General features: G+C 43.2%; 20 protein-coding genes. 7 read left to right on the top strand and 13 right to left on the bottom strand.

Features of this window, described 5'->3' with window-relative positions; all coding sequences use genetic code 11:
* Positions 1-150 precede the first annotated feature (150 nt).
* On the bottom strand, positions 151-918 hold the full coding sequence (locus tag IGK14_RS05340) for a putative ABC transporter permease (RefSeq protein ID WP_016608128.1): 768 nt from the start codon (positions 916-918) through the stop codon (positions 151-153).
* 137 nt (positions 919-1,055) lie between these two features.
* On the bottom strand, positions 1,056-1,433 hold the full coding sequence (locus IGK14_RS05335) for a DUF7006 family protein (RefSeq protein ID WP_005234961.1): 378 nt from the start codon (positions 1,431-1,433) through the stop codon (positions 1,056-1,058).
* Between the two features lie 489 nt (positions 1,434-1,922).
* Between IGK14_RS05335 and IGK14_RS05330 the strand changes: the two genes are divergently transcribed.
* Complete coding sequence (locus IGK14_RS05330; protein ID WP_128431873.1) at positions 1,923-2,546, top strand: hypothetical protein; 624 nt, start codon at positions 1,923-1,925, stop codon at positions 2,544-2,546.
* A gap of 62 nt (positions 2,547-2,608) precedes the next feature.
* Here IGK14_RS05330 and IGK14_RS05325 read toward each other — a convergent pair whose 3' ends face one another.
* From IGK14_RS05325 to IGK14_RS05315, 3 genes are all read right to left on the bottom strand, one after another.
* Positions 2,609-4,486 (bottom strand): glucosaminidase domain-containing protein, encoded by a 1,878-nt coding sequence (locus tag IGK14_RS05325; RefSeq protein ID WP_438711781.1) that lies wholly within the window; start codon positions 4,484-4,486, stop codon positions 2,609-2,611.
* A gap of 33 nt (positions 4,487-4,519) precedes the next feature.
* Complete coding sequence (locus tag IGK14_RS05320; RefSeq protein ID WP_223079899.1) at positions 4,520-6,010, bottom strand: PcsB-like coiled-coil domain-containing protein; 1,491 nt, start codon at positions 6,008-6,010, stop codon at positions 4,520-4,522.
* A 366-nt stretch (positions 6,011-6,376) separates the two neighbouring features.
* Complete coding sequence (locus IGK14_RS05315; RefSeq protein ID WP_438711779.1) at positions 6,377-6,997, bottom strand: TetR/AcrR family transcriptional regulator; 621 nt, start codon at positions 6,995-6,997, stop codon at positions 6,377-6,379.
* 109 nt (positions 6,998-7,106) lie between these two features.
* On the opposite strand from IGK14_RS05315, the gene IGK14_RS05310 reads away from it, so the two are divergent.
* A complete protein-coding gene (locus tag IGK14_RS05310; protein WP_005225613.1) occupies positions 7,107-7,709 on the top strand; it encodes an ECF transporter S component in 603 nt (200 codons plus the stop codon).
* A gap of 132 nt (positions 7,710-7,841) precedes the next feature.
* On the opposite strand, the gene IGK14_RS05305 is transcribed toward IGK14_RS05310, so the two are convergent.
* From IGK14_RS05305 to IGK14_RS05270, 8 genes are all read right to left on the bottom strand, one after another.
* Positions 7,842-8,201: a DUF1304 domain-containing protein gene (locus tag IGK14_RS05305; protein ID WP_015509373.1), complete on the bottom strand. Its 360-nt coding sequence runs from the start codon at positions 8,199-8,201 to the stop codon at positions 7,842-7,844.
* A gap of 2 nt (positions 8,202-8,203) precedes the next feature.
* Entirely contained in the window at positions 8,204-8,491 is a 288-nt protein-coding gene (locus tag IGK14_RS05300) for a putative quinol monooxygenase (RefSeq protein WP_010747856.1), read from the bottom strand.
* Between the two features lie 14 nt (positions 8,492-8,505).
* Complete coding sequence (locus tag IGK14_RS05295) at positions 8,506-9,141, bottom strand: nitroreductase family protein (protein ID WP_008378805.1); 636 nt, start codon at positions 9,139-9,141, stop codon at positions 8,506-8,508.
* Positions 9,142-9,155: 14 nt separating this feature from the next.
* The gene (locus IGK14_RS05290) at positions 9,156-9,563 is read right to left on the bottom strand and encodes a MarR family winged helix-turn-helix transcriptional regulator (RefSeq protein WP_223079901.1); all 408 of its coding nucleotides are present in this window, start codon (positions 9,561-9,563) and stop codon (positions 9,156-9,158) included.
* A gap of 209 nt (positions 9,564-9,772) precedes the next feature.
* Entirely contained in the window at positions 9,773-12,439 is a 2,667-nt protein-coding gene (locus IGK14_RS05285; RefSeq protein ID WP_438711776.1) for a cation-translocating P-type ATPase, read from the bottom strand.
* 767 nt (positions 12,440-13,206) lie between these two features.
* Complete coding sequence (locus IGK14_RS05280) at positions 13,207-14,121, bottom strand: cation diffusion facilitator family transporter (RefSeq protein ID WP_438711774.1); 915 nt, start codon at positions 14,119-14,121, stop codon at positions 13,207-13,209.
* Positions 14,122-14,296: 175 nt separating this feature from the next.
* Positions 14,297-15,451 (bottom strand): LCP family protein, encoded by a 1,155-nt coding sequence (locus tag IGK14_RS05275; protein ID WP_034868433.1) that lies wholly within the window; start codon positions 15,449-15,451, stop codon positions 14,297-14,299.
* A gap of 193 nt (positions 15,452-15,644) precedes the next feature.
* Complete coding sequence (locus IGK14_RS05270) at positions 15,645-16,109, bottom strand: VOC family protein (protein ID WP_438711772.1); 465 nt, start codon at positions 16,107-16,109, stop codon at positions 15,645-15,647.
* A 77-nt stretch (positions 16,110-16,186) separates the two neighbouring features.
* Here IGK14_RS05270 and IGK14_RS05265 point away from each other — a divergent pair, with 77 nt between their 5' ends.
* The 5 genes from IGK14_RS05265 (at position 16,187) to IGK14_RS05245 (ending at position 21,736) form a co-directional block, all read left to right on the top strand.
* Entirely contained in the window at positions 16,187-17,119 is a 933-nt protein-coding gene (locus tag IGK14_RS05265; RefSeq protein WP_438711770.1) for a helix-turn-helix transcriptional regulator, read from the top strand.
* Between the two features lie 70 nt (positions 17,120-17,189).
* Positions 17,190-17,549, top strand: a complete 360-nt coding sequence (locus IGK14_RS05260; protein ID WP_438711768.1) for a hypothetical protein — start codon at positions 17,190-17,192, stop codon at positions 17,547-17,549.
* A gap of 150 nt (positions 17,550-17,699) precedes the next feature.
* Positions 17,700-18,239 carry a GNAT family N-acetyltransferase gene (locus tag IGK14_RS05255; protein ID WP_438711766.1) on the top strand — a complete coding sequence of 180 codons (540 nt, stop codon included), beginning with the start codon at positions 17,700-17,702 and terminating at the stop codon, positions 18,237-18,239.
* Between the two features lie 15 nt (positions 18,240-18,254).
* Positions 18,255-19,985, top strand: a complete 1,731-nt coding sequence (locus tag IGK14_RS05250; protein WP_438711764.1) for an ABC transporter ATP-binding protein — start codon at positions 18,255-18,257, stop codon at positions 19,983-19,985.
* Positions 19,982-21,736 carry an ABC transporter ATP-binding protein gene (locus IGK14_RS05245; RefSeq protein ID WP_438711762.1) on the top strand — a complete coding sequence of 585 codons (1,755 nt, stop codon included), beginning with the start codon at positions 19,982-19,984 and terminating at the stop codon, positions 21,734-21,736. Before IGK14_RS05250 ends, IGK14_RS05245 begins: the two co-directional genes overlap by 4 nt.
* The last annotated feature ends 18 nt before the right edge of the window (positions 21,737-21,754 follow it).

The following is a 21,754-nucleotide window of genomic DNA, read 5'->3' as shown; positions in this document are numbered from 1 at the left end:
AAGAAGAATTTTATTGCAGGACCTTTACAATTTGTTACAAATTATCGTAAAAGTGGGTGTTTTCATCGTCTTTTTCGACTGAAATTAGTCAGAAGTGGGAAGAATCAGCATTGATAAGGGTTTATTTTTTGTAATCTAACCGTAACAAACCTATTTTTTCTTACGAATGGCTTCAATAAATCGAGACAATTCCTGACTGCTTTTTATCTGATTGATTTCTAACTTTTGAAAGTTTTTTAAGAGTCTTCTTTGATGGAAATTCAATCTCGGTAGATTTTGTTTTAAAACGCGCCATTCTTCTGGAAACGCTGCGAAGCGCCCTTGCCAATCGTTTTTATATTGCTCAATATTTTCAGCCAATTCTTTTTTGTGCTGCTCAAAAGCTTGATTGACTTGTTGCACCGCTTTCTGAAAGGCAACCAAGTTAGCAAGGGTATAGCCCATATCAAAAGAAAGAACCATTAATAAGAAAACGGGCAATAAGAATCCGACCCGAGCACTCAATGTTTGCACGATCTCCAGCATTTGCGGATGAACAAATCGAACAATGAGCACACAACACACGCCCCAAAAAAGAGAAATCGGCAATGCCACCCGTCCATTGATATTCAGTGGTACTTCTTTGTAATCCCACCATGAGGCATGAAAAAACCGCTCAAGTAAATAGCTTGTCACATATTCAAGCACGGTGACCAACAACGCTGCCGCAAAGAACAGTGGAATCACTTGCTCATGCAATGGCCGTAACAAATAGACAACGCCAAGAATTCCAAAGCCGTAGATGGGTGTGATTGGACCAATAAGGAACCCCCGATACACAAAGTGCTTGGCTTTTAGTGAGCAATAAATGGTTTCCCAAAGCCATCCGATAAATGAGTACAAGAAAAACAATAAAATGATCCGTTCAAATTGAACCATACCTCTCCGCTCCTTTTCAAACTGTTGCAATGATCTGTGCAATCGTACTTGTCATCACAATCATACCACAAATCAATCGGTCTTATTTTGAATCAGTGCAGTAGCTTATTCCTCGTTTGAACGGTCTTTTTTGTTGCTTATTGATCACCAAAAATAATTGATGGGTGCACCTGTTCTTTCAAACTATAGCCACACAGTTCTTTGTTAAAGGTAAAATGATCTTGTTCCACATTGGCAATGATCTCATCTTCGGAAAATCCGTGAAAATCGTAGTCATTGATGTAACTGCGAAGTAATACTAATTTTGCATCGATCAAGAGAACTCGTTGGATGTCCATCCAAAAAGCCATGTCTTTGTTTTTCAATATTTTTTTCAATTCTGCTTCCTGTGCTAACCAGTACGCATAGACTGATGGCATTTCACCTTTAATGGTTTCAGCAGATAATCCTTCTCTCATTTTTACTAGATACTCATTCACTGATTGATAAAACAATTTCCTTCCCCCTAGTTCCATTATTTTTAAACGTAGATCCTATGTTCCTTCTATTTCCTCGCCGCTTTGAGCTATCTTCCTCTATCCGACTGTCGCTGATGTCGCCTACTTTTTGTATCGAAAGAAGCCATAGTATTTCGCAACAAAATTCTGACAATTATTCAAAACAAATAGATAAATAAAAAGCACACTATTATTTTATAGATATAACCGACACAATTTTTAACTTCACTATTCTTTTAATGCTTCCTTTCTTTTCTAAAGCATAGCAAAAGTCGCCCCGTATTTATAATCAACTTTTGCATCAATCTAAGAAAAAAGTGAAAATAAGCGGTAACAGTCAGTTATTTCCGCTTCATTTTTTTACATTTACTATTTAACAATCCTTTATTTTTTTCGATTCATGCAATAACTGAGAATATTTTATTGCGTTATTTCCTTTCCTATTATACGATTAACTAAATAATGTTGGTTATTTGAAAATAAAAAACAAAGGGGAACGTGAGAATAATGAGAAAAAGTGTTGTTTTTAGTTTATTGGGGTTCACACTTCTTTTTGCTGGCTGCACGCCAAAAGAGGAGAAACCAGCTTCAGAAAGTACGGAAAATGCAAGCGCTACAAGCTTATCTATGACATCATCATCCGAAGTCGCCCAAGAATCGACGGTCTCTTCCAGTGAAGCGGCTTTACCTAGTTCAGAACAAACCATCACAGGAGTTAGCGGAACAAACTATACCATCGATTTACCTAGCAATTGGCAAGAGGTACCTGATTTCACTTCATTGAATCCTGACAATGATTTCATGTTGTCCGATGCGTTAGAAACGAAATATTTAGCTGCAGTCGTTGAATCGAAACAGGATTTTGCCGATTTAGAAACTTATCTCGGATTGGTTCAAGAAAATTTGGCAACGAGCTTCGATACGACTGCCACCTTTTTACCAATTCCTGACACAAAGGCCTATTTCGTTGATTTTCCTGCGACAGTTGAAGGGCTAAATATCCACTATATTTATTATGTACTTGAAACCGAAAATAATTACGTTCAGTTGTATGGCTGGACGTTAGAAAGCTTATACGACTCTTCAAAAGAGGAATTAACAGCGATCATGAACAGCTTCAAAGAAGAATAAACAAAATATCTGTACCCATTTTGGCAAATAGCCAGAAAAATGGGTACAGATATTTTTTCTTTTTATCTACGGACTACAAGACGTTGCCCTACAAGAATCAATGAGCCAGAAAGGTTATTCCATTGCATCAACTGATTCACAGTCACACCGTAGCGTCGCGAAATCCCCCATAGAGTGTCGCCCGAACGTACAGTATAGGTGGTGCTGTTTGATGAGGAAGCGTTCGTTTCTTGAACGTACGCTGCACTTACCCAGCCACGCCCTTCAATTCGATACCAGACATTGTTGCCATTGACACTGGTTCCGGTCTTTTGCGCAACTGCACGAAAAGAGGAGTTGTTTAACAAAGAACCAACAATTCTGGCACTGGTAGACGCATCAGAGCGAATATTCAATGTTGCGGTAGTGCGAAACTCTTTGTTGATGCTTTGTTCAGAGCTATTACTTCCAGCGGTCACTTCTGTCACGTACGCAGCACTCACCCAGCCGCGTCCTTGGATTCGATACCACACATTGTTGCCGTTGACACTCGTTCCCGTCTTTTGAGCGACTGCTCGAAATGTTGCATTGCTTGCCAAGGAGCCGACAACAGAAGCGCTAGTCGATGCGTCTGAACGGATATTCAAGGCAGCGGTGGTGCGAAACTCTTTGTTGATGCTTTGTTCGGCACTGTTGTTACTGTTATTATTATCGTTGTTATTACCATTATTATTGTTGTTATCATTCCCACCCGTATTCGATGAGATCTCCGTCACATGAGCGGCACTTACCCAGCCACGTCCTTGAATTCGGTACCACGTCGTATTGCCGTTCACACTGGTGCCGCTTTTTTGCGCTACTGCTTCAAATGTTGCATTGGCAGCCAATGAACCCACGATCGAGGTGCTGGTGGAAGCATCCGAACGGATATTGAGTGCTGCATTTGTTCTGAATTGCTTATTGATCGCCTGTTCAGAATTGTTATTGTTGTTATTGTTGTTATCGTTTGAACCGCCACCACTTGATGTATCGTACTGGGTCAAATTGTACGTTTCAATCAAGTTGTTTAGCTTACTTGCATAAGCCGTGTCGGTGGCATAGCGTCCTTGCAGCCATTGTGTCGCGTCACGATAAGAATTCGTATTAGACTTCCATGCCCCATGGTAGAAGAAAACACCCGGCGAAAATGAGGTGGTTCTCAAAACGTGCGCATTGTCTTGAAAAGATTCTTTTAATGAAGGGTATTTACGAAACTTCGCAATAATCGGATAGAGATTGCCATTCCCGTCATCTTCCAAGGTTTGCATCTCTACAAATTGTCCATTGTAAGATCCCTTGATACCAAACATATTATTGGCAAGAGTAGTCAGAGTGGATTGCCCCCAACCTGATTCTAAGATCGCTTGTGCAATCATAACTGAAGCGTAGAGGTCATTTGCCCCCGCCACTTCTTGTGCCATTGGTCCTACTTGCTGAATAAATGCTTGCTGATTATTAGAACGTGCCATTGGATTGTTGTAGTTGGGCATGACCTTCGTTTCAATGGCGATCCGCTCTTCTTCTGACAGAACAGGAATGTCACGATCGATTTCTGCTTCATTCTGTTCAGAAGCATCATCTGCTGGTTCATTTTCGGGTACGTCTTGAATTTCTACTACATCCGAACTTTCAGCTTCTGATGGTTCGGTACTATCTTGCGTTGCTGGTGATCCCTCGTTCACTTCTTGATCTTCTACAATGCTCACGGAATCTTGCGTCGATGTGTCTTGGGTTGACTCTGCTGTTTCAACTACTTGAACACCATTTTGGGTTTCTGCTGACTCAAGTGTATCTGCTAAGACATTCATCGGCAAAATATTCACCGTACTAACAAGTGCAGCGGTTGCCGCCGCACTTTTACGGTAAAGAAGCCCTCTTTTTTGTTTCTTCGCACGATAACGAAGCTGTTTTCTTTCTTCCATTTGTCTCTCCTTAAAACTACAGCTAGCTACTTCTTACATTCTTACTGCAAAGCTAGGTGTAAAATGAGCGGTACTGCCAACAGAAACATTTTGTCCTGGGCGTGGTGCATGAATGTATTGTCCGCCACCTAAAGCAATGGCTACATGATAGGTGCTACCTGATGAACCCCAGAATAACAGATCTCCTGGTTGTGCTTGGCTAACAGAAATCACTGTACCCGCTGTTTCTTGTGGTACCGTCCATCCACCAATATCTCTCCCTGTTACTTGTAAAAAGACATAGCGAGTAAACCCAGAACAGTCAAAGCTGTCCGGTCCTTTGGCACCCCAAACATAGGGTTTTCCGATATGCTTATAGGCTTCTGCCACGATTGCAGCCCCATTTGTTGATGCTGGTGCAGAAGGTGCTGGCGGCGTCACGATCGGTGCTGGTGACGGAGCAGGCGTTGGCGCTGGTGTTGGTGTAACGGGCGTCGGTGCTGGCGTTGGTGCAGGAACCGCAGGTGCACTGTCCGCTGGCGTCTCTGGTGCTGCAGGTGTCACTGGTGTTTCTGGCTCTTGAATTTCAAGTGTATCTACTGGTGCTTCTTCTGGAGCCTCTGGTGTTTCAACTGGTTCAGATTCTTGCGTTTCCTCTGGCTGCGTTTCTGCTGGTGCTGCTGGCTCTTCCACTGGCGCTTGGCTCTCTGTTTCTGCGTCAGCTTCGGTGCCCTCTGCTTGAACAGCCGCTTCATTCAAGGCTGCTGCTTCCGCTGCAGCTTGTTCTGCCTGCTGTTGCGCCGCTTGTTCCGCTTGGGCTTGTAAAGCAGCAACACGGGCAGCTTCTTCACGAATTCTTGCTTGCTCCGCTTCATAGGCTTCTTTTTCCGCACGCAGCTGTTCTTTTTCTTCTTCTTTCGTTGCTTCTTCGTAGGCTAACTGACTAACCAAGACATTTAATTCTGCTTGGCTTGCTTCCAAGACACCTTTTTGTGCTTCCAGATGGCTCTGTGCTGCTTGCAATTCTGCCACTTTTTCTTGTGATTCCGCACGCTTTTGTTCAACTGCTTGTTGGTCGGCTTTTTGCTGTTCGATCACTTCATTATTCGCTCGAATGATCGTCGTCATGGCATGGACCCGACCCACTAGATCACTGACAGAATCAGCTTCTAGTACGGCTGTGAGAAAATTGTCGCCTTTTCCATTGACTTGTGTTTCTCTGGCTTGCTTTTCGATGTTTTCTGAGCGTTTGGCAATCCGCTCTTCTAACTGACTGATTTCCTGATCCAATCCTTCGATCGCTTGCAACAAATCACTTTGCTGCGCTAAAATGATTGCTGCTTCTTGATTTAATGAATCAATTTCTGCAGACAATCCATCAATTTCCCCTTGTACGCTTTGACGTTGCTGTCTCAACTGATCAATCTCGTTATTTTTTTGTTCGATCAATTGATCGTGATTCGTAGCAAAAACGGTCACAGGTCCGCCGAATGATGACAATACAATGCCACACATACACACTGTTGCAAAGATTTTCTTCTTCATATGATCCTCCAAATTCAATTTCAAAACTTTTTTTTCATTTATTTGACCATTTTAATTTTACCATAGTTCAGCAACAAACCCAATCCGTAAGCGATTTACATTTTAGTTACACAAATAAACTCTGTTTTTTTATTGCATGTTCCCCACTCCTATGCGATCGACACGCCACGTGAATGCCTATATATCACCTATTCAAGAAAACTTCATAGAAAAAGTCTTTTTTCTTAAGAAAAAATAAATAATGTTGTAGATTTCACTTTTATTACATTAATTTTCTGCAAAATATGCTTGATTCACAAAAATTTTACAGACGAAAAAAGCTCCTTCCTAGTGTTTACTAGAAAAGAGCGAGTTTTTTTGTCTTAGTTATTCGCGATAAGGGAGTAGTTGTCTCATTACAGCGATTTGGTCATCAATGGTCTGTTCTGTGATGTGACCGGTCAGAGCCAAAATCCCCAATCCTTCAATCACGAACATATAGTTTTCTGCAATCACTGCCAAGTTTTCATCTTTTAACACGCCTTGATGAACGCCGACTTGAAAGATCTCATGGATCGTCCGTTTCGTCTCAGAAAGTTGTGCTTGCTGCAGGGAACTGGAGGCTTCGGTTTTATGCGTATAGTAATACTCGTAGACGGCTCGCAGCATACCGTCAGAAATGCTGTGGAGTAGACGCTTGCGATGGTCGGAAAAATATTTGTTTAAAATCGTTTCAAAGGGCACTTGCTCCATGATCATCTCTCGTACATCATCAAATTTTCGTTTGGAGCGCTGCTCTAAAACTGCCAAAAAAATCTCATCCACCGAACGAAAGTATAAATAAATGCCGCCACGACTAATGCCGCACTCTTCGATAATGTCCTTCATTGTCGCATCAATCAAGCCTTTCTTACTAAAGACGACTTTGGCACTTTCAAGAATTAAATCACGCTTTTGTTGTTTTTTCTTTTCCGCTGTAGTCAATTCGCTCTGTTGCTTATTTGCCATTTTTTTGGCTCCTTTCATCACATTATTAATGACACTCGTGTCATTTTGTTGTATAATCAATCTAACTTAAAAATGACACGAGTGTCATTATAAAAAAGGAGTTTTTACAATGAATACAAAAAGCAAAACCTATCGCCTTGTCATTCGTGCCATTTTGACTGCTATTATTATTTTACAGACGATGGTGCCTTTCCTTGGATTTATTCCGATCGGTATCACTAGTTTAACGATCATCCATATCACGGTGATCGTCGCTGCCATCGTTTTAGGGACAAAAGACGGGATGTTCATCGGCTTAGTCTGGGGTATTTTTACCATGATTCGTGCGTTTACCTCTCCGACAACGCCCTTAGACATTGCCGTTTTCACCAACCCAATCATCTCGGTGGTTCCCCGTGTATTGGTTGGCTTAGTGGCTGGTCTCTTGTTTACGATCATTTACAAAAAGACCAAAAAAGTCGTCGCTGCTTCGATTGTTGCAGCAATCTTTGGGACCATCACCAATACAGTTTTGGTCTTAACGTTAATGGGAACCTTATATACTGGCTTAGTTGCCACTACCTATGGTGTCGATGCTTCGGCTTTATTCGTGACCCTCGGTGGAATCGCTGTAACGAATGGAATTTCTGAGGTGATCACAGCTGCGATCTTAACACCCATTCTAGTAAAAGCCTTATTTGCAGCAACCAGTTTACGTCCCGAAAATCGTTAGTCCCTTCTCTTATCCTATCATTTTTTTCACGTTCTGAGTACTCTTTGCCCAAACATTAAAAGCCCCCGATCGAAGAAAGCTTCTATTGTATAGAAATGCTTTCTTCGATCGGGGGACTTCTTCTTTTATTGGTTAAAAAAAGGTGGATAGCAAGGCAAGGATCGCTAGACCGCCTTGGGTCAAAATAATTTTCTTGTCGCTAGTCACACTGCCATATGCAGCCACTAAGATAATGTAGATCAACAGCAAGCGACTGATTTCCAATGGTGCTGAAGCAAAGGTAATACTGTAAAGTAACCCCAAACCAATCAGCCCATTGTAAACTCCTTGGTTTTTGAACAAGGTCACAACGATCGGTCGTTCAAGCTCTGTTTTCGTCACGTTGAAGACCCGCGCCGTTGCTTTGGACGTAGTGGCAAATGTTTCTAAATAGAGAATATAGAAAAACTCTAAGGCAACCAGTACAATCAAAATCGTCGATAAAATCGTCATCTTTATTCTCCTTGATGAGCGACAACGATCTCGCTCGGTTTGGCTGCAAATTCAGGCATTTGTTGAAATAATTGTTGCAGCAGCGGGTTTTGATTGTGGGCGGTAATTGCTTCTTGATTCGCCCATTTTTCGACCATGACAAACCGATTGTTCTCTTCCAATGATTCATAGAGATGATAGCCGTGGCAGCCTTCCTCAGCTCTCGCCGATGCTAATAATGGCGTAACAGCGGCTAAAAAATCTGCCCGCTTTTCTTCTTTGATGTAAAACGTTGCATTGATGATTTCCATCGTTTTCCCTCCTCTTATAGAAATGTCGTAATTTGTTCTGCGTCTAAACGAACGGATTCATAGCCTAATTCTTTGGCTTTTCCGACTGAAAGGATCATGACAGGAACATAACGCTCTTTGTCTAAGCCAAAAGCTTCGGCTAATTGATCTGCTTCAAAGCCGCCGATTGGGTTGGTTTCATAGCCATGCGCCCGCGCAACTAACATAAATTGCATCGCTGCTAAACTAGCGTCGATCTTCACCACATCATTCATTTGTTCTTTTGTAAGATTTTCGTAATGCGGAATGATCGCTGCTAATTGTTGGTCACGTACTTCTGCTGGCATTTTGCCTTCTGCTACTGCTTTGTTATAAATTTCTTCCCCAAGTTCATGACAAAGCATATCGCCAAAAATCAAGACCATTGCAGAAGAGGTATCATTTTGACGGACGTTGAAACGAATCAACGGTTTCAATTTTGCTTTTTGCTCATCGCTTTCCACAACGACAAAGCGCCAAGGCTGCATATTGACTGAGGAAGGTGCTGTCGTTGACTCTTGGATCATGGTCAACATTTCTTCATGGGGGATTTTGTATGTTTCATCATAGACACGAACCGATTTTCGGCCAAAGGTGATCTCTGAAAAATTGTTATTGCTGTATTCTGTCATGGGTTTGCCTTCTTTCATGGAACTAATTTCATAAGTAATGTTAGAAGCTGTGCTTCTTCTTCTTCGGTCAAATTGATGCCTAACGACTCCTCAGAGCTGGCATGCTTTGAAGCACAACTAGCCAAATCGGCTTGTGCTTTGGGTGTCAAAGAAACAAAAATCTCGCGGTTATTGTTTTTGTTTCGTTCCCGTGTCACAAATTGTTTTTCTTCGAGAATCTTCAAATGCCGCGTGACCGCTGCACTATCGATCTTCAATTCATTCTGTACTTGATTTTGGGTACAGCGTCCTTGCTCATTTAAAAACTGCAGCAACTGATAACGGGTCAGACTAAAGCCAGTCTCTTTTTCAAAGATCGCCGTTAATTCTTGATTCACGATTTTCATCCGATACAGCAATCCGCTTAGCTCACGTAAATTCATTGCATAAACCGCTCCTTTCATCGTTGACTTGTCAACTGTTGACTAGTCAAGTATAAATCATTTTCTTTTGCTTGTAAAGAGTAAGCAAAAAAGACCCGCAGCTAGGCGAACCTCATCAAGAATCGAATCAGAAATTCTTTGATGAAGGTACACCAGCAGGCTGCGGATCTTCGTGACTCCAGTATTGAGAAAATACGGTAGAATTTATTTTATTTTAATTGGAAGAGTTTCTTCAAGCCCATCACGATCAGTGTAGAGATCGCTGCTGCTGCGAAGATAATGCCCCACGTGCCAGCTTGAATCGGCATCGTATCCAATAGCTCATTCATAAACGGTACATAGACCGCTGAAAGCTGTAAGCCGACGGAAAGGAGCAATGCCCCCATCAATGGTTTGTTTTTCAAGAGGGTTTTGTCTAAACCAAAGCCGCTGCTCTTACGAACGTTGAAAATATGCATCAATTGCGCCACTGCCATAAAGGTAAAGGTTGCTGTTTGTGCATAAAGCAACTCGTGATCCGTCAGCATCAGGAAGTTGAAGAAGCCAAACGCCACCAAACCAATCACAACCCCACTTAAAATGATGCGTCCTAAGAAACGCTTGTTAACGAGGCCATCCGCTTTTGTGCGGGGCTGGCGCTTCATAATGTCGTCTTCAGCTGGTTCAAAGGCTAATGCCATGGCTGGAGCAATATCGATGACTAGATTCAAGAAAAGGATATGCAGCGGTTGGATCGGCATGGGCATCAAGAAAATGACACTTAGAAAGATCGTCACGATCTCAACCATATTACAAGAGAACAGGAAGGAAACATATTTTTTGATGTTGTCAAAAATGATGCGTCCTTCTTTGATAGCATCGACGATCGTTCCAAAACGGTCATCCGTCAAAATCATATCGGAAGATTCTTTGGCTACTTCTGTCCCACGAATCCCCATGGCGATCCCGATATCGGCGCCGTTGAGTGCTGGCGCATCGTTGACCCCATCGCCAGTCATTGAAACGATATCGCCTTCTTCACGCAACGCTTCCACAAGCTGTAATTTATTTTTTGGTGAAACTCGAGCAAAGACAGCGACTTCTTCGATTTTTTCGTTAAAGCCTTCTTGCCCTGCCAATTCATCGATCTCACGACCCGTCATGGTTTTTTCATGGTCTTTTAAGCCAATTTCTTTGGCGATCATGGACGCCGTCTTCGGATGGTCCCCCGTGATCATTTTCACTCGGATCCCCGCTTCTTGTGCGACCTTCACTGCTTCTTTGACATCTGTTCGCGGCGGGTCGACGATGCCCGCAAAGCCTTGGATCTTGATTTCCTGCAGTGCTGCTTTCAGCTCTGCTTCGTCCGTTCCACCTTGATAATCCTTGATGCAACCGACAGCGATCACCCGCTGCCCATGACTGGCTAACGTGTCATTGTATTCATGAAGCTGTTCTTTTTCTTTGGCATCAGCATCGGCTAAATCAATCAAGACATCTGGTGCCCCTTTGATGATCAATGTCCGTTGCTTTCCTTCATACACGGTCACCATGTATTTGTTGTCGGAATCAAAGGGCATTTCTGCGATTTTCTTCAGCCCGCTGTCCTGCTCTTTTTGGCGATCGATGCCGATTTTTTGACCTAAAACGACGAACGCCCCATCTGTTGGATCACCGAGGATCTCGTATTGCCCTTCGTTTTCACGTAAAGTGGCGGTGGTACATAAAGCACCGTTTTCGATCATCCCTTGCAGCGCATCATGATTGGCTGCATCGATCTCGGTTTCATCCTCCGAGTCTGCCTTGTAAAATTTCCCGTTGGGTTCATACCCATTTCCTGTTACTTTGAACATTTCTCCTGAACCTAAAATGATCTCAGCAACCGTCATTTGGTTTTCTGTCAGCGTCCCCGTTTTGTCACTGGCAATGATACTGGTGGCGCCCAGGGTCTCAACAGCTGATAACGATTTGACCAGTGCTTTGTGCTCGGCCATCGTCCGCATGCCTCGGGACAATGTGATCGTCGAAACGGCTGGCATTGCCTCAGGTATCGCTGCGACCGCCAAAATAATCGAGATATGGATCATTTCGACAAATGGTTGATTCGTCAAGACCCCAGCGATTAAAACTGCCACCGCAGCAAAAAGCGCGGCAATAATGATTGCTTTTCCTAGCTTGTCCAATTCGATATCTAACGGCGTTTGACGCTTTTTGTCACCCGTCAGCATGTCACTGATTTTTCCGACCTCAGTCTTCATACCGGTTTCTGTCACTACAGCATAGGCATTTCCCCGAGTTGCCGCAGTTCCTGCGAAAACGACATTGCGGCGATCACCTAGTGGAACATCTCCTTCATAGGTTTCTCGTGCATCTTTTTCAACAGCTTCTGACTCACCGGTCAGCGCTGATTCGATGCAGGCAAAGTTGCTCGTTTCAAGTAAGCGGGCATCTGCCGCAATGGCATCTCCTTCTTCCAGAACGAGAATATCGCCTGGAACGATTTTTGCCGACTCGATCTCCATTACTTCTCCATCACGAATCACTTTTGCGGTAGTGTAAATCATGCTTTGAAGAGAATCAATTGATTTTTGTGCTCGTAACTCTGTGATAAAACCTGTCATTACAGCAATCACCACGGCAATCAATACTGCAATTCCTTCAATCGTTTCCCCCATCGCAAAAGAGAGTAACGCAGCTGCTAGCAATAAATAAACAATCAAGTTGTTCAGGTTATGCCACAGCAATTCCCATACAGAAAGGGATTCTTGTTGCTGGATCGTGTTTTCTCCGTATTTTTCTAAGCGTTTGTCGGCTTCTTTCCCGCTTAGGCCTTGCTTGCGGTCACTTTCAAAATGTTTCAAGGTCTCTTCAGTCTTTTGCTGGTAAAATTTTTCCATCAAATTCCTCCTTTAAATTATAAACTTCTTGCCGAGGGTTTCCACGTTTCTGAAGGGATAAATCGGTACAGATACCTTGCACAGTCATTTTTTGATTTGAATCGGTTCAGGCAATTGCTGAGTGAAGGGAATATAACCAATAAGAAAAGCAAGCGCAGGTTGACTGGCTGAGGGAATAGGTATGTGTGTTGAGCATCGATCATTTTGCGAGCAATGAAGCAACTGCTTTTAATCGTCGCAAGTGATCTTTCTATGTACGTACTTTGTGAAAAAACCATCCGGCCTACTTCTAACCTATCATGGATGAAGATGTTCGCAAAGGATTTTGCTTCACAAGTGGTGTAAAAAAACAGTCGTAACAAAATTAGCACCACCGCTTTTGGTGACGATTGGGCAGCATGTCAGTAATGCCAAACAGGTACTCGTTTCGGGTTTTTTTTTAATAATCTAAGCTTTTGCTATGTTGTGATTTACAATGTTACCACTCTAGCAAAAAAATAACTTTAAAAAGAGAACGCTTGCTGTCTTTACTTTATTTTAACAAAAAACAACAAACTTTTGAACAAAAAAAACGTTTATTGCTAAAAAAACAATTAAATTGCGACATCTCGCTGACATTCTCCTTGCTGATCGCCAGAAAAGATTGAAGCAAAACAAGCCATTGATCCATTGTGTTCATATAAAACAAGCACGCCAATACCCCAAAAAAGCATTCCTCGTTTAAATGATAAATCACCAACCGAAGAATGCTTCGTATTAATTCTACTTTATGAGGGAACTTCCTCACTCTCGATGTAGCAATAGACTCGCAGATCAGACAAAGCCTGTTTGATCTGCTGTTCGATGGTATCGATAAAGAGGCTTGGTTCTTCGGGTCCTAGCTTCAAGGTAAGGTCGGCGACGATCAAAAGTTCTTCTGGGCTTAGATGGAGGGTTCGCAAATCTTTGATTTGAATGATGGCAGGGTCGGCTAAAATTTGTTTGATCGCCATTAAATCAGAAGCAGAAGCGCCTTCTCCAATCAAGAGGCTATAAAATTCTTTGGCTAAAAAGACAGCAGCAGCAATCAACAACAATCCACCTAAAATGCCGCCGAGGGAATCAAATATCGGATTATCCGTCAATGCGGTCAATAAGATTCCTGCGATGGCGATCGTCACACTACCTAAGGCAAACAAATTTTCCGTGAAGCCTAAAAGCAGATCAGAATCGCGGCTTTCTTTTAAGAAACGGATGAGGGGCTGGTTTTGCTTGTTTTGTTCTTTGACTTCTTGCCACCCCTCTTGAACAGCTGTCACTTCAATGAACAAACTGACAAATAAGATCGCTACCACCAGCTGGAGCTGTTCCACTTCGTGGGTGGGGTCTAGCAGATCACGGCTGGCTTCAACAACCGCTAAAATTCCACCACCTAAAAAAACTGTCATGGCAACTACAGTACTAAAAAAATAGGTCGCTCGTCCTTCACCAAACTGATGCAGTTCGCTGCGTCCTCGCTGTGCTCGGTTTTCACCAATGGCTAGAAGTCCTTGATTGATGCAATCGATCAGACTATGGATACTTTCATTCATCAAGACTGCACTGCCGCTAAAGAAGTAGCCGATGGCTTTCATGATCAACCCTAAGACATGGGTCAGCAAAACGATTCTACGGGCTTTTTGCTCTTGCTGTTTTTCCATCATACTTCCTCCTTCGGTGTCGGACTCGCTGTAACAAGCTGTCTCTTTTCATAAGCATAGCACTGCACTTCCTAGATGAAAACGAAAGTGGCTCGTGATATAGATTTACCATTTACTCCCCTCTTGAACGCAAAAAAACCAGGATTTCTCCTGGCTTGCTTCTGACAATAATACTTCATTAATAATTTGAATCTGATCCATACTCCGTGCCATAGCCCGTTCCGTTGTCAGTACCGTACTCGCTGCCATAGCCTGTGCCTTGAGACCCATCGTCGTATCCTGTCTGAGCATCTGTATTTTGATTTTGGGTACTCTGTTCTTCTGTCTGCTTGCCTAATGCCTTAAGCATGTCGTTTCGGATTTCATTGTAAGAGTAGTCTTGGATGTACACAATGGACTGACCATCGTAAGACTCCCCATCATACCATTCAAAGGTATGACTATTGATTTCAAATCCTGAAATCATATTTCCAGCAAGGGAAACTAAATCTTCAAATTTAAAGTTTGTATTTACGTCATTACTTACAGAATCTAAAATTTCTTGATATTTCGTCACGTTATTAATTTTTAAAGCCTGATGAATTGCTGCTTCAATGACTTCTTGCTGACGATTTCCCCGATCAACATCGGTATCCATTTTTCGAATACGCGCAAAAATCAAAGCTTGCTCACCGTTCAACAACTGACGACCTTCCGGAATCAATGTTTCCCCAGAGTTATCTGCGGCATAATCTTGATTTATGTCGTAAGGGACATTTACAGTTACACCACCAATTGCATCAATAATTTTTTTAAAACTAATAAAATTCACGTTTACGTAGTAATCGATTGGGAGCTGCAAATAATTTTGAACGGTTTCTATTGTTGCATCCTCTTCACCGACTGTATAGGCACTATTGATTTTTGCTGTCGTATAAATTGTACCCGTTCCAGTTCCATCATAGATATTCGTCCAAATATCCCGCGGGATGCTCACCATATCGATTTTTTTGTTTTCGCCATCATAAACCATGTAAATCAAGCTGTCTGTACGTGCACTGTCTAAATGATCTGTTTGTTCACGTTCCTCATCATTATCGACACCCATCAATAAAACACCGAATTTGGAACTTACATCGGATGTTTTGAGTGATCCATCCTCTTTTTCTTTGTTAGAGGTTATCACAGCGGATTCTTTAAACATTTTATCCACTGAATTTTTTGCTGCATAATACGTATAGCCGGCAAATAAAACGATGCCTGCAATGGCGAAAAGAAAGATTCCTCCAATAATCACGCGTTTGTTGCGCGCTTTGTGGGCTCTTTGCTGTTTATATCTCGTCTTTCTATCCATAGTGCCTCCTTCATTTCTCCTGAATTGCTCTCCCCGATTGTACCAGAATTTTTACGATCCGCCTATTTTTTTAAGAAGTTTTATTCTTTTTCTGTGAAGTCCTTTAAACATTCCTTAAAAATAATTCTGGGATTGAAAGAAACTTGGATAAATAGTCAACTTCTATGGATATTTTATTAAAAAACGAGTTTTTTCATTCACCCTTTTTGGATGGATCAACTTCTTTTTCGACAGTCAGCTGAATAATTACACCAAATGGATCGCGAACACTTGCATAAAAAAACGCAAAAGCATTCTCACTTGGTGCTTGGATCGTCTGACTGCCTTTTTGCATCAATCGTTGATAAAGCTTCTGAGCTATTTGGCTCTCCGCTAGCGTCAAACTCAGTGACAAGTGATTGCCTCGCTGAATCGTCTCTCCTTCAACTAGTGGATTGTCTGCCAACTGCAACTGGAAATCTCCGATCTGTAGGATGGAGTGAGAAAGATACTGTTCTTGTCCCGCAAGAATCTCCAGCGTTGGATCAAGTCTCTCACGATACTCCTGGTTGGTGATGGCAAATAAGAGGGTTGCGTCTAGTGTTTCTTGATAAAATTGAATGGCTTCTTGGGCTTTGCCGTCTAAGGTTAAAAACAAAGCGATTTGGGGTTCGATCATTTGTTGGTTCCTCCTTTTCTTGTTACCATAAGTGTAACTGTGAATATTGCCAAAACTTGGCACCATTGGAGAAAGAAATGAAAAAATCAGAACGCTTAACACAGGAACTATTGTATTTACAAGGAAAAACCACTTTTCATCTAGCAGATTTGATGGAAACCTTCGCAATCTCAAAACGTACAGCCGTCCGTGATGTCCAATCATTGGAAGAGCTGGGCTTGCCTCTCGTGGTAGAAATCGGTCGTTATGGCGGCTATCAGATTTTGAAAAATCAACTGACCCCCTTGTACTTTGACAAAAATGAACGGTATACCCTTTTCTTTGCTTTACAGCTCTTACAAAAATTATCCGATTCTCCTTTTGATCGGAGCTATCAAGGGCTACGGCGAAAATTGTTGCAGTCTTTTTATCAAGGAGACACCGAGTGGTTAGAAAAAATGGAGACGGCGGTTTCGTTTCAAGGGGTGCCTCAATTGACGAGTGCGCCGATCCTCTCAGCGCTTTTTTCAGCGATCGTACAAGAACAAGTCATCCAATTTAGCTATCAGCGTTATCAAAAAACGAACAAGACCGTCCAACCCTATCAGCTGGATTTTCGTGCTGGCTACTGGTACTGTTTGGCCTATGATTGTCAAAAGCAGGCTTTTCGCCGCTATCGCTGTGATGCAATGCAGGGACTTGCTCCGACTGAAAAAACAGGCTATACCTTGCAGCAGTTAGCTGAAAAACAGCTGCAGCAACAAGTGTTGACACAAACACTGGGCTATCACATCCGCTTTGATCTATCGGCAAAGGAACGCTTGTGGCAAGAAAAATATCCTGACATGGCAGTGGTGGAACGTCCTAGTGAGCTTTGCTTAGAGGGGCACATTGCCGACAATGAGCTGGGTTTTCTGGCTGATTTTCTCTTGCAATTTGGTCCAACTATTAAAGAAATCCAACCGTTAGTCCTCAAACAAGCCTATACTGAAAAAGTTCGGCGGATGCTGCAGCCATTTGCAACGGACTGACCGCTTTCCTGCATTGGTTGTTGATTGCTTGCGCCGAAACTGATTCTAATTGATAAGGAGTTTTCTACCTATGTTTCTTTTAAATAAAAAAACCTTCCAAGCATTGGCTGCCCCCTATAGGACAGAAGGGGCTGCGATCGGCTATGCAAAATGGCAGTCCTTCAATGCCATCACCAGCCGTAGCCTGCTCGTCTTGGATGATCAGCATTTGACGATTTTGGCGTTGAATCTTTTCTCGACAAAAGTTGTGCAGCACAAAAGCGTGCCGCTTGCTGAGCTGAAAAAACAGCACAAAGATCCTGTTGTAGGGATGCTCGTCCCGATTCGCTTTACTTATAAAGGGGAAACCTACCGTTTTCAAATGCAACGAGTGATCTTGCCCTTGGGAGATTGGCAAAAAACCTTTCTTGCCCGCTGGCAGTCGTGGTAAATGAGCAGCAACTGGCAAGGTTCGTTTTCCTAGAAAAAGACTTTTCAAGTGATTTACATTTTTTTTGCAAGAAAATGAATAGATTTTTCAGGGGATGTTTTCGGCTATTTCGTTCTATGGTAAGATGTCCCTAAAGAATTGGAGGCTGTTATGGGTTTTATTGCAAGTGAACGTTTACTGCTCCGTCCGTTTCAAGAAAGTGATTTTGCCGATACCTTTGCTATTTATCAGCAAGCGGAAGTCTGCCGTTTCTTACTTCATGAGCCTTGGCAGACAGAAACGGCAGCTGCGGCTTTTGCCAAAAAATGCCAACAGCACGCCTTGACGGACCAAGCAGGTCTTTCTTTGGCAGTACTACACGATCAAACGGTCATCGGCGATTTGTCGGTGTGGTCTACTGGTCAGCCGTCTTCCGTTGAAATCGGCTATGCCTTCCATACGTCATTTGGCGGACAAGGGTTTGCTCAAGAAGCATTGAATGAATTGTTGGGCTGGTTGTTTGCCAGTCAGAAGATCCATCGGGTCCAAGCGACGCTAGACGCCCGCAATCAGGCCTCAGCTAAGCTTTGCCAACGCATTGGATTACGCCAAGAAGCACATTTTATCCAAGACTGGTGGAACAAGGGGGAATGGACCGATAGTTTGGTTTTTGCCTGTTTGGCCAGTGAACATCCTGCTCATCCGAAATAATTTAGGAGGTTTTTTATGATTAGCTTGTTACGCTATGCCAAGGATTATCGCAAACAGATTATTCTTGGTCCGTTTTTCAAATTTTTAGAAGCGGTGTTTGAATTGGTCCTGCCTTTGCAGATGGCCGCTTTAGTCGATGAGGGGCTACGACAAAACAATTGGTCGAAGGTCGTTGAAATGACGATCTGGATGATCGTGATGTCCGTGGTAGGCATGATCTGTGCCGTCATCTGTCAATATTATGCTTCCGTCGCTTCTCAAGGCTTCGGGACGGAATTACGCAATCGCTTGATGAAAAAAATCAACACCCTTTCCCATAGCGAACTGAACTTATTCGGGACGGATACCTTGATCACCCGAATGACCAACGACATCAACCAGATGCAGATTGCTTTGGCAATGCTGATTCGGCTGGTGGTCCGGGCGCCCTTCTTAAGTATCGGTTCGGTGATTATGGCCTTTGTCATTGATTGGCAAGCTGGCTTGATTTTCCTTCTCGTCTTACCGCTCTTTTGTATCGTCTTATTCTGGATCATCGCCAAAACCGTGCCATTATATAAGAAAGTTCAAATTCATCTCGACGAATTAAACGAACTAGTGAGTCAAAATTTAAGCGGGATTCGGGTGATTCGTGCCTTTGCCCGCACAAAAACGGAAACGAAACGCTTTGATAAGGCAACTGATGATTTAAGTGATGTCTATTTACGGGTGACAAACCTGTCTGCTTTATTGACGCCTGCCACCACCTTGATCATGAATGTCGGCATTATCGCGTTGTTTTATATCGGTGGATTCAAAGTCAATATAGGCAATTTGCAGCAAGGACAAGTGCTGGCACTGGTCAATTACATGAATCAAATGCTCTTAGCATTGATCGTGGTTTCCAACTTAGTGATCATCTTTACTCGTGCCGCAGCATCTGGTTCACGGATCAACGAAGTGTTAGCCACTGAGCCGTCGATCGGCGACGAACTTTCAGAAGTCTTTATGGATCAGCCGAAAAACAACGTCGGAGCGATTCGCTTTGAGCACGTTGATTTCCGCTTTTCAAAAGAATACGGATTAGCCTTGAAAAACATTGATTTCCAAGTCGCACCGGGGTCTATTTTAGGTATCACTGGACCAACCGGGAGTGGGAAATCTGCCTTGACCCAATTGATCCCCCGCTTCTACGATGTGGCAGATGGCAAAGTGATCGTTGACGGGCACGATGTGCGGAAATGGCTCTTACAACAATTACGCCAAAAAATCGCAATGGTGCCTCAAACCGCCGTGCTGTTTACGGGAACGATTCGAGAAAACTTGCAATGGGGCAAAAAAGATGCTACCGATGAAGAGTGCTGGCGAGCACTCGAAATCGCTCAAAGCCGCGACTTCGTAGAAGCCTTGCCGCAGCAACTGGATACCCCGATTTTTGAAGGTGGCAAGAACTTTTCTGGGGGACAAAAACAACGGTTAACGATTGCCAGAGCATTGATCGCTAAACCAGATATCTTGATTTTGGATGATTCTCTAAGTGCCCTTGACTATCAAACCGATCTTGATTTGCGGATGGCTTTAAAAGAAAGCATTCGTGGTACGGTCATCATCATCTCCCAACGGGTTCGCTCCATCCAAGATGCGCAGCAGATCTTAGTCTTAGACCAAGGGAATTTGGTAGGCAAAGGGACCCATGAAGAGCTACTGGCAACGTCAAAAGAATACCAAGAAATCGTGGCATCACAGGCAGAGGAGGAAGAAGCATGAAAAAGAAATCATTCGATTGGTCGGCCTTTCGTCGCTACCTCCCTTATTTGACTGCCTACGCGAAGGAAACTTGGGCAGCAGTTGTCCTCGGGATCGCTGCTGGTGTTTCCTCGGTTTATATGACGTATCAGATCGGTCAAGCCGTCGATCAGCTGATAGGTGCCGATCAAGTGCAGTTCAGCACCCTCTATCGTATTTTGCTTTTGTTTGCCGGAGTGGTTTTAGTGACTGTGGTCAGTCAATGGTTGATCCAGCGACTAGGCAACCGCGTGGCGTATTTATCCGTCGCCGACTTACGTAAAAAAGGCTTTGCCCATCTCAATACATTGCCGTTGCGCTATTATGACCAAAACTCCCACGGCAACATCGTCAGTCGCTTTACCAACGACATGGACAATATTTCCATTGCCGTCGCTGCAGTCTTTAACCAATTGTTCTCTGGTATTTCGGTCGTCTTGATCGCCTTAGTCGTCATGCTGCAAATGAGTGTGCCCTTAACGTTGGTCGTATTGGTTTCGACCCCGATCATCTTTTTGGTCAACTGGATCGTGGCACGAACGTCTCAATCGCATTTTGCTCGCCAACAAGAAATCGTCGGCGAAATTTCTGGCTTTGTTACGGAAATGATCGGCAATCAAAAAATCGTCAAAGCCTTTGATCGAGAAACCATCAACCAGAACCGTTTTGAAACGATCAACCAAGAATTGAATGTCCGGGGGCAAAAAGCACAGTTTTCTTCTTCTTTGACCAATCCCCTTTCACGATTCGTCGATCACTTGGCGTATCTGTCAGTCGGCTTTGTCGGCGGTCTGCTTTACTTTTCTGGTTCAGGTGCCGTCACGGTTGGGGTGATCTCCAGCTTTACGATCTACTCCAGTCAGTTTTCGAAACCATTCATTGAATTGTCGGGAATTACCACCCAGATCCAAACGGCATTAGCTGGACTTTCAAGAACCTTTGAGCTATTGGATCAAGAGCCAGAAACAGCCGATGACCAAGAATCTCAATCACTGGGTGAGATCAAAGGCGAGATTGCCTTTGAGGAGGTTTCTTTTGCTTATGATCCTGGTCAAAAATTGATCGAAGATTTCACTTTTACCGCAAAACCTGGAGAAACCGTCGCGATCGTCGGAAAAACTGGTGCTGGTAAATCGACGTTGGTCAATTTACTGATGCGTTTCTATGATGTCGATAAAGGGGCAATCAAGATCGATGTCACCGATATTCGTCAGTTGAAACGAGAAGAATTACGGCAAAGCTTCGGAATGGTCTTGCAGGATACGTGGCTCTTTGATGCCTCTTTACGAGAAAACCTGCAATACGGCAATGACACTGCCACAGATGAAGAAATCTATGATGCCTTAAAGCATGCCTATATGTATGAGTATGTGATGCGCCTACCAGAAACACTAGATACACCGATCGGTCATCAAGGAATCAAGATCTCTGACGGGCAACGGCAGCTCTTGACGATCGCCCGCACGATGATCAGCAACCCACTCATGCTGATTTTGGATGAAGCAACCAGTTCGGTTGATACTCTGACTGAGAAAAAAATCCAAGATGCTTTCTTGAAAATGATGGAAGGCAAAACCAGCTTTGTGATCGCCCATCGCTTATCAACGATTCGAGCAGCAGACAAGATCCTGGTGATGGATGCCGGTCAAATCGTGGAGCAAGGAACCCATGAAGAATTACTGGCAGAACAAGGCTATTACTATCGCCTGTACCATGCTCAATTCCAACATTGATCAGCCATACCACAAACC

It is taken from the genome of Enterococcus sp. DIV0970a (genome assembly GCF_051711265.1).
GTDB classification, from domain to species: Bacteria; Bacillota; Bacilli; order Lactobacillales; family Enterococcaceae; genus Enterococcus_D; species Enterococcus_D casseliflavus.
The sequence above is the reverse complement of the archived record's forward strand: the minus strand, read 5'-3'. Positions and strand labels throughout refer to the sequence as shown.

Bases quoted from the DNA above. Each gene is read 5' to 3' on its own strand.
- IGK14_RS05285 (WP_438711776.1), bottom strand. From the start codon at position 12,439: ATGGAAAAATTTTACCAGCAAAAGACTGAAGAGACCTTGAAACATTTT.
- IGK14_RS05315 (WP_438711779.1), bottom strand. From the start codon at position 6,997: ATGGCAAATAAGCAACAGAGCGAATTGACTACAGCGGAAAAGAAAAAA.
- IGK14_RS05330 (WP_128431873.1), top strand. From the start codon at position 1,923: ATGAGAAAAAGTGTTGTTTTTAGTTTATTGGGGTTCACACTTCTTTTT.
- IGK14_RS05320 (WP_223079899.1), bottom strand. From the start codon at position 6,010: ATGAAGAAGAAAATCTTTGCAACAGTGTGTATGTGTGGCATTGTATTG.
- IGK14_RS05295 (WP_008378805.1), bottom strand. From the start codon at position 9,141: ATGACAGAATACAGCAATAACAATTTTTCAGAGATCACCTTTGGCCGA.
- IGK14_RS05280 (WP_438711774.1), bottom strand. From the start codon at position 14,121: ATGATGGAAAAACAGCAAGAGCAAAAAGCCCGTAGAATCGTTTTGCTG.
- IGK14_RS05260 (WP_438711768.1), top strand. From the start codon at position 17,190: ATGTTTCTTTTAAATAAAAAAACCTTCCAAGCATTGGCTGCCCCCTAT.
- IGK14_RS05265 (WP_438711770.1), top strand. From the start codon at position 16,187: ATGAAAAAATCAGAACGCTTAACACAGGAACTATTGTATTTACAAGGA.
- IGK14_RS05275 (WP_034868433.1), bottom strand. From the start codon at position 15,451: ATGGATAGAAAGACGAGATATAAACAGCAAAGAGCCCACAAAGCGCGC.
- IGK14_RS05245 (WP_438711762.1), top strand. From the start codon at position 19,982: ATGAAAAAGAAATCATTCGATTGGTCGGCCTTTCGTCGCTACCTCCCT.
- IGK14_RS05300 (WP_010747856.1), bottom strand. From the start codon at position 8,491: ATGGAAATCATCAATGCAACGTTTTACATCAAAGAAGAAAAGCGGGCA.
- IGK14_RS05270 (WP_438711772.1), bottom strand. From the start codon at position 16,109: ATGATCGAACCCCAAATCGCTTTGTTTTTAACCTTAGACGGCAAAGCC.
- IGK14_RS05340 (WP_016608128.1), bottom strand. From the start codon at position 918: ATGGTTCAATTTGAACGGATCATTTTATTGTTTTTCTTGTACTCATTT.
- IGK14_RS05325 (WP_438711781.1), bottom strand. From the start codon at position 4,486: ATGGAAGAAAGAAAACAGCTTCGTTATCGTGCGAAGAAACAAAAAAGA.
- IGK14_RS05290 (WP_223079901.1), bottom strand. From the start codon at position 9,563: ATGAATTTACGTGAGCTAAGCGGATTGCTGTATCGGATGAAAATCGTG.
- IGK14_RS05310 (WP_005225613.1), top strand. From the start codon at position 7,107: ATGAATACAAAAAGCAAAACCTATCGCCTTGTCATTCGTGCCATTTTG.
- IGK14_RS05255 (WP_438711766.1), top strand. From the start codon at position 17,700: ATGGGTTTTATTGCAAGTGAACGTTTACTGCTCCGTCCGTTTCAAGAA.
- IGK14_RS05335 (WP_005234961.1), bottom strand. From the start codon at position 1,433: ATGGAACTAGGGGGAAGGAAATTGTTTTATCAATCAGTGAATGAGTAT.
- IGK14_RS05305 (WP_015509373.1), bottom strand. From the start codon at position 8,201: ATGACGATTTTATCGACGATTTTGATTGTACTGGTTGCCTTAGAGTTT.
- IGK14_RS05250 (WP_438711764.1), top strand. From the start codon at position 18,255: ATGATTAGCTTGTTACGCTATGCCAAGGATTATCGCAAACAGATTATT.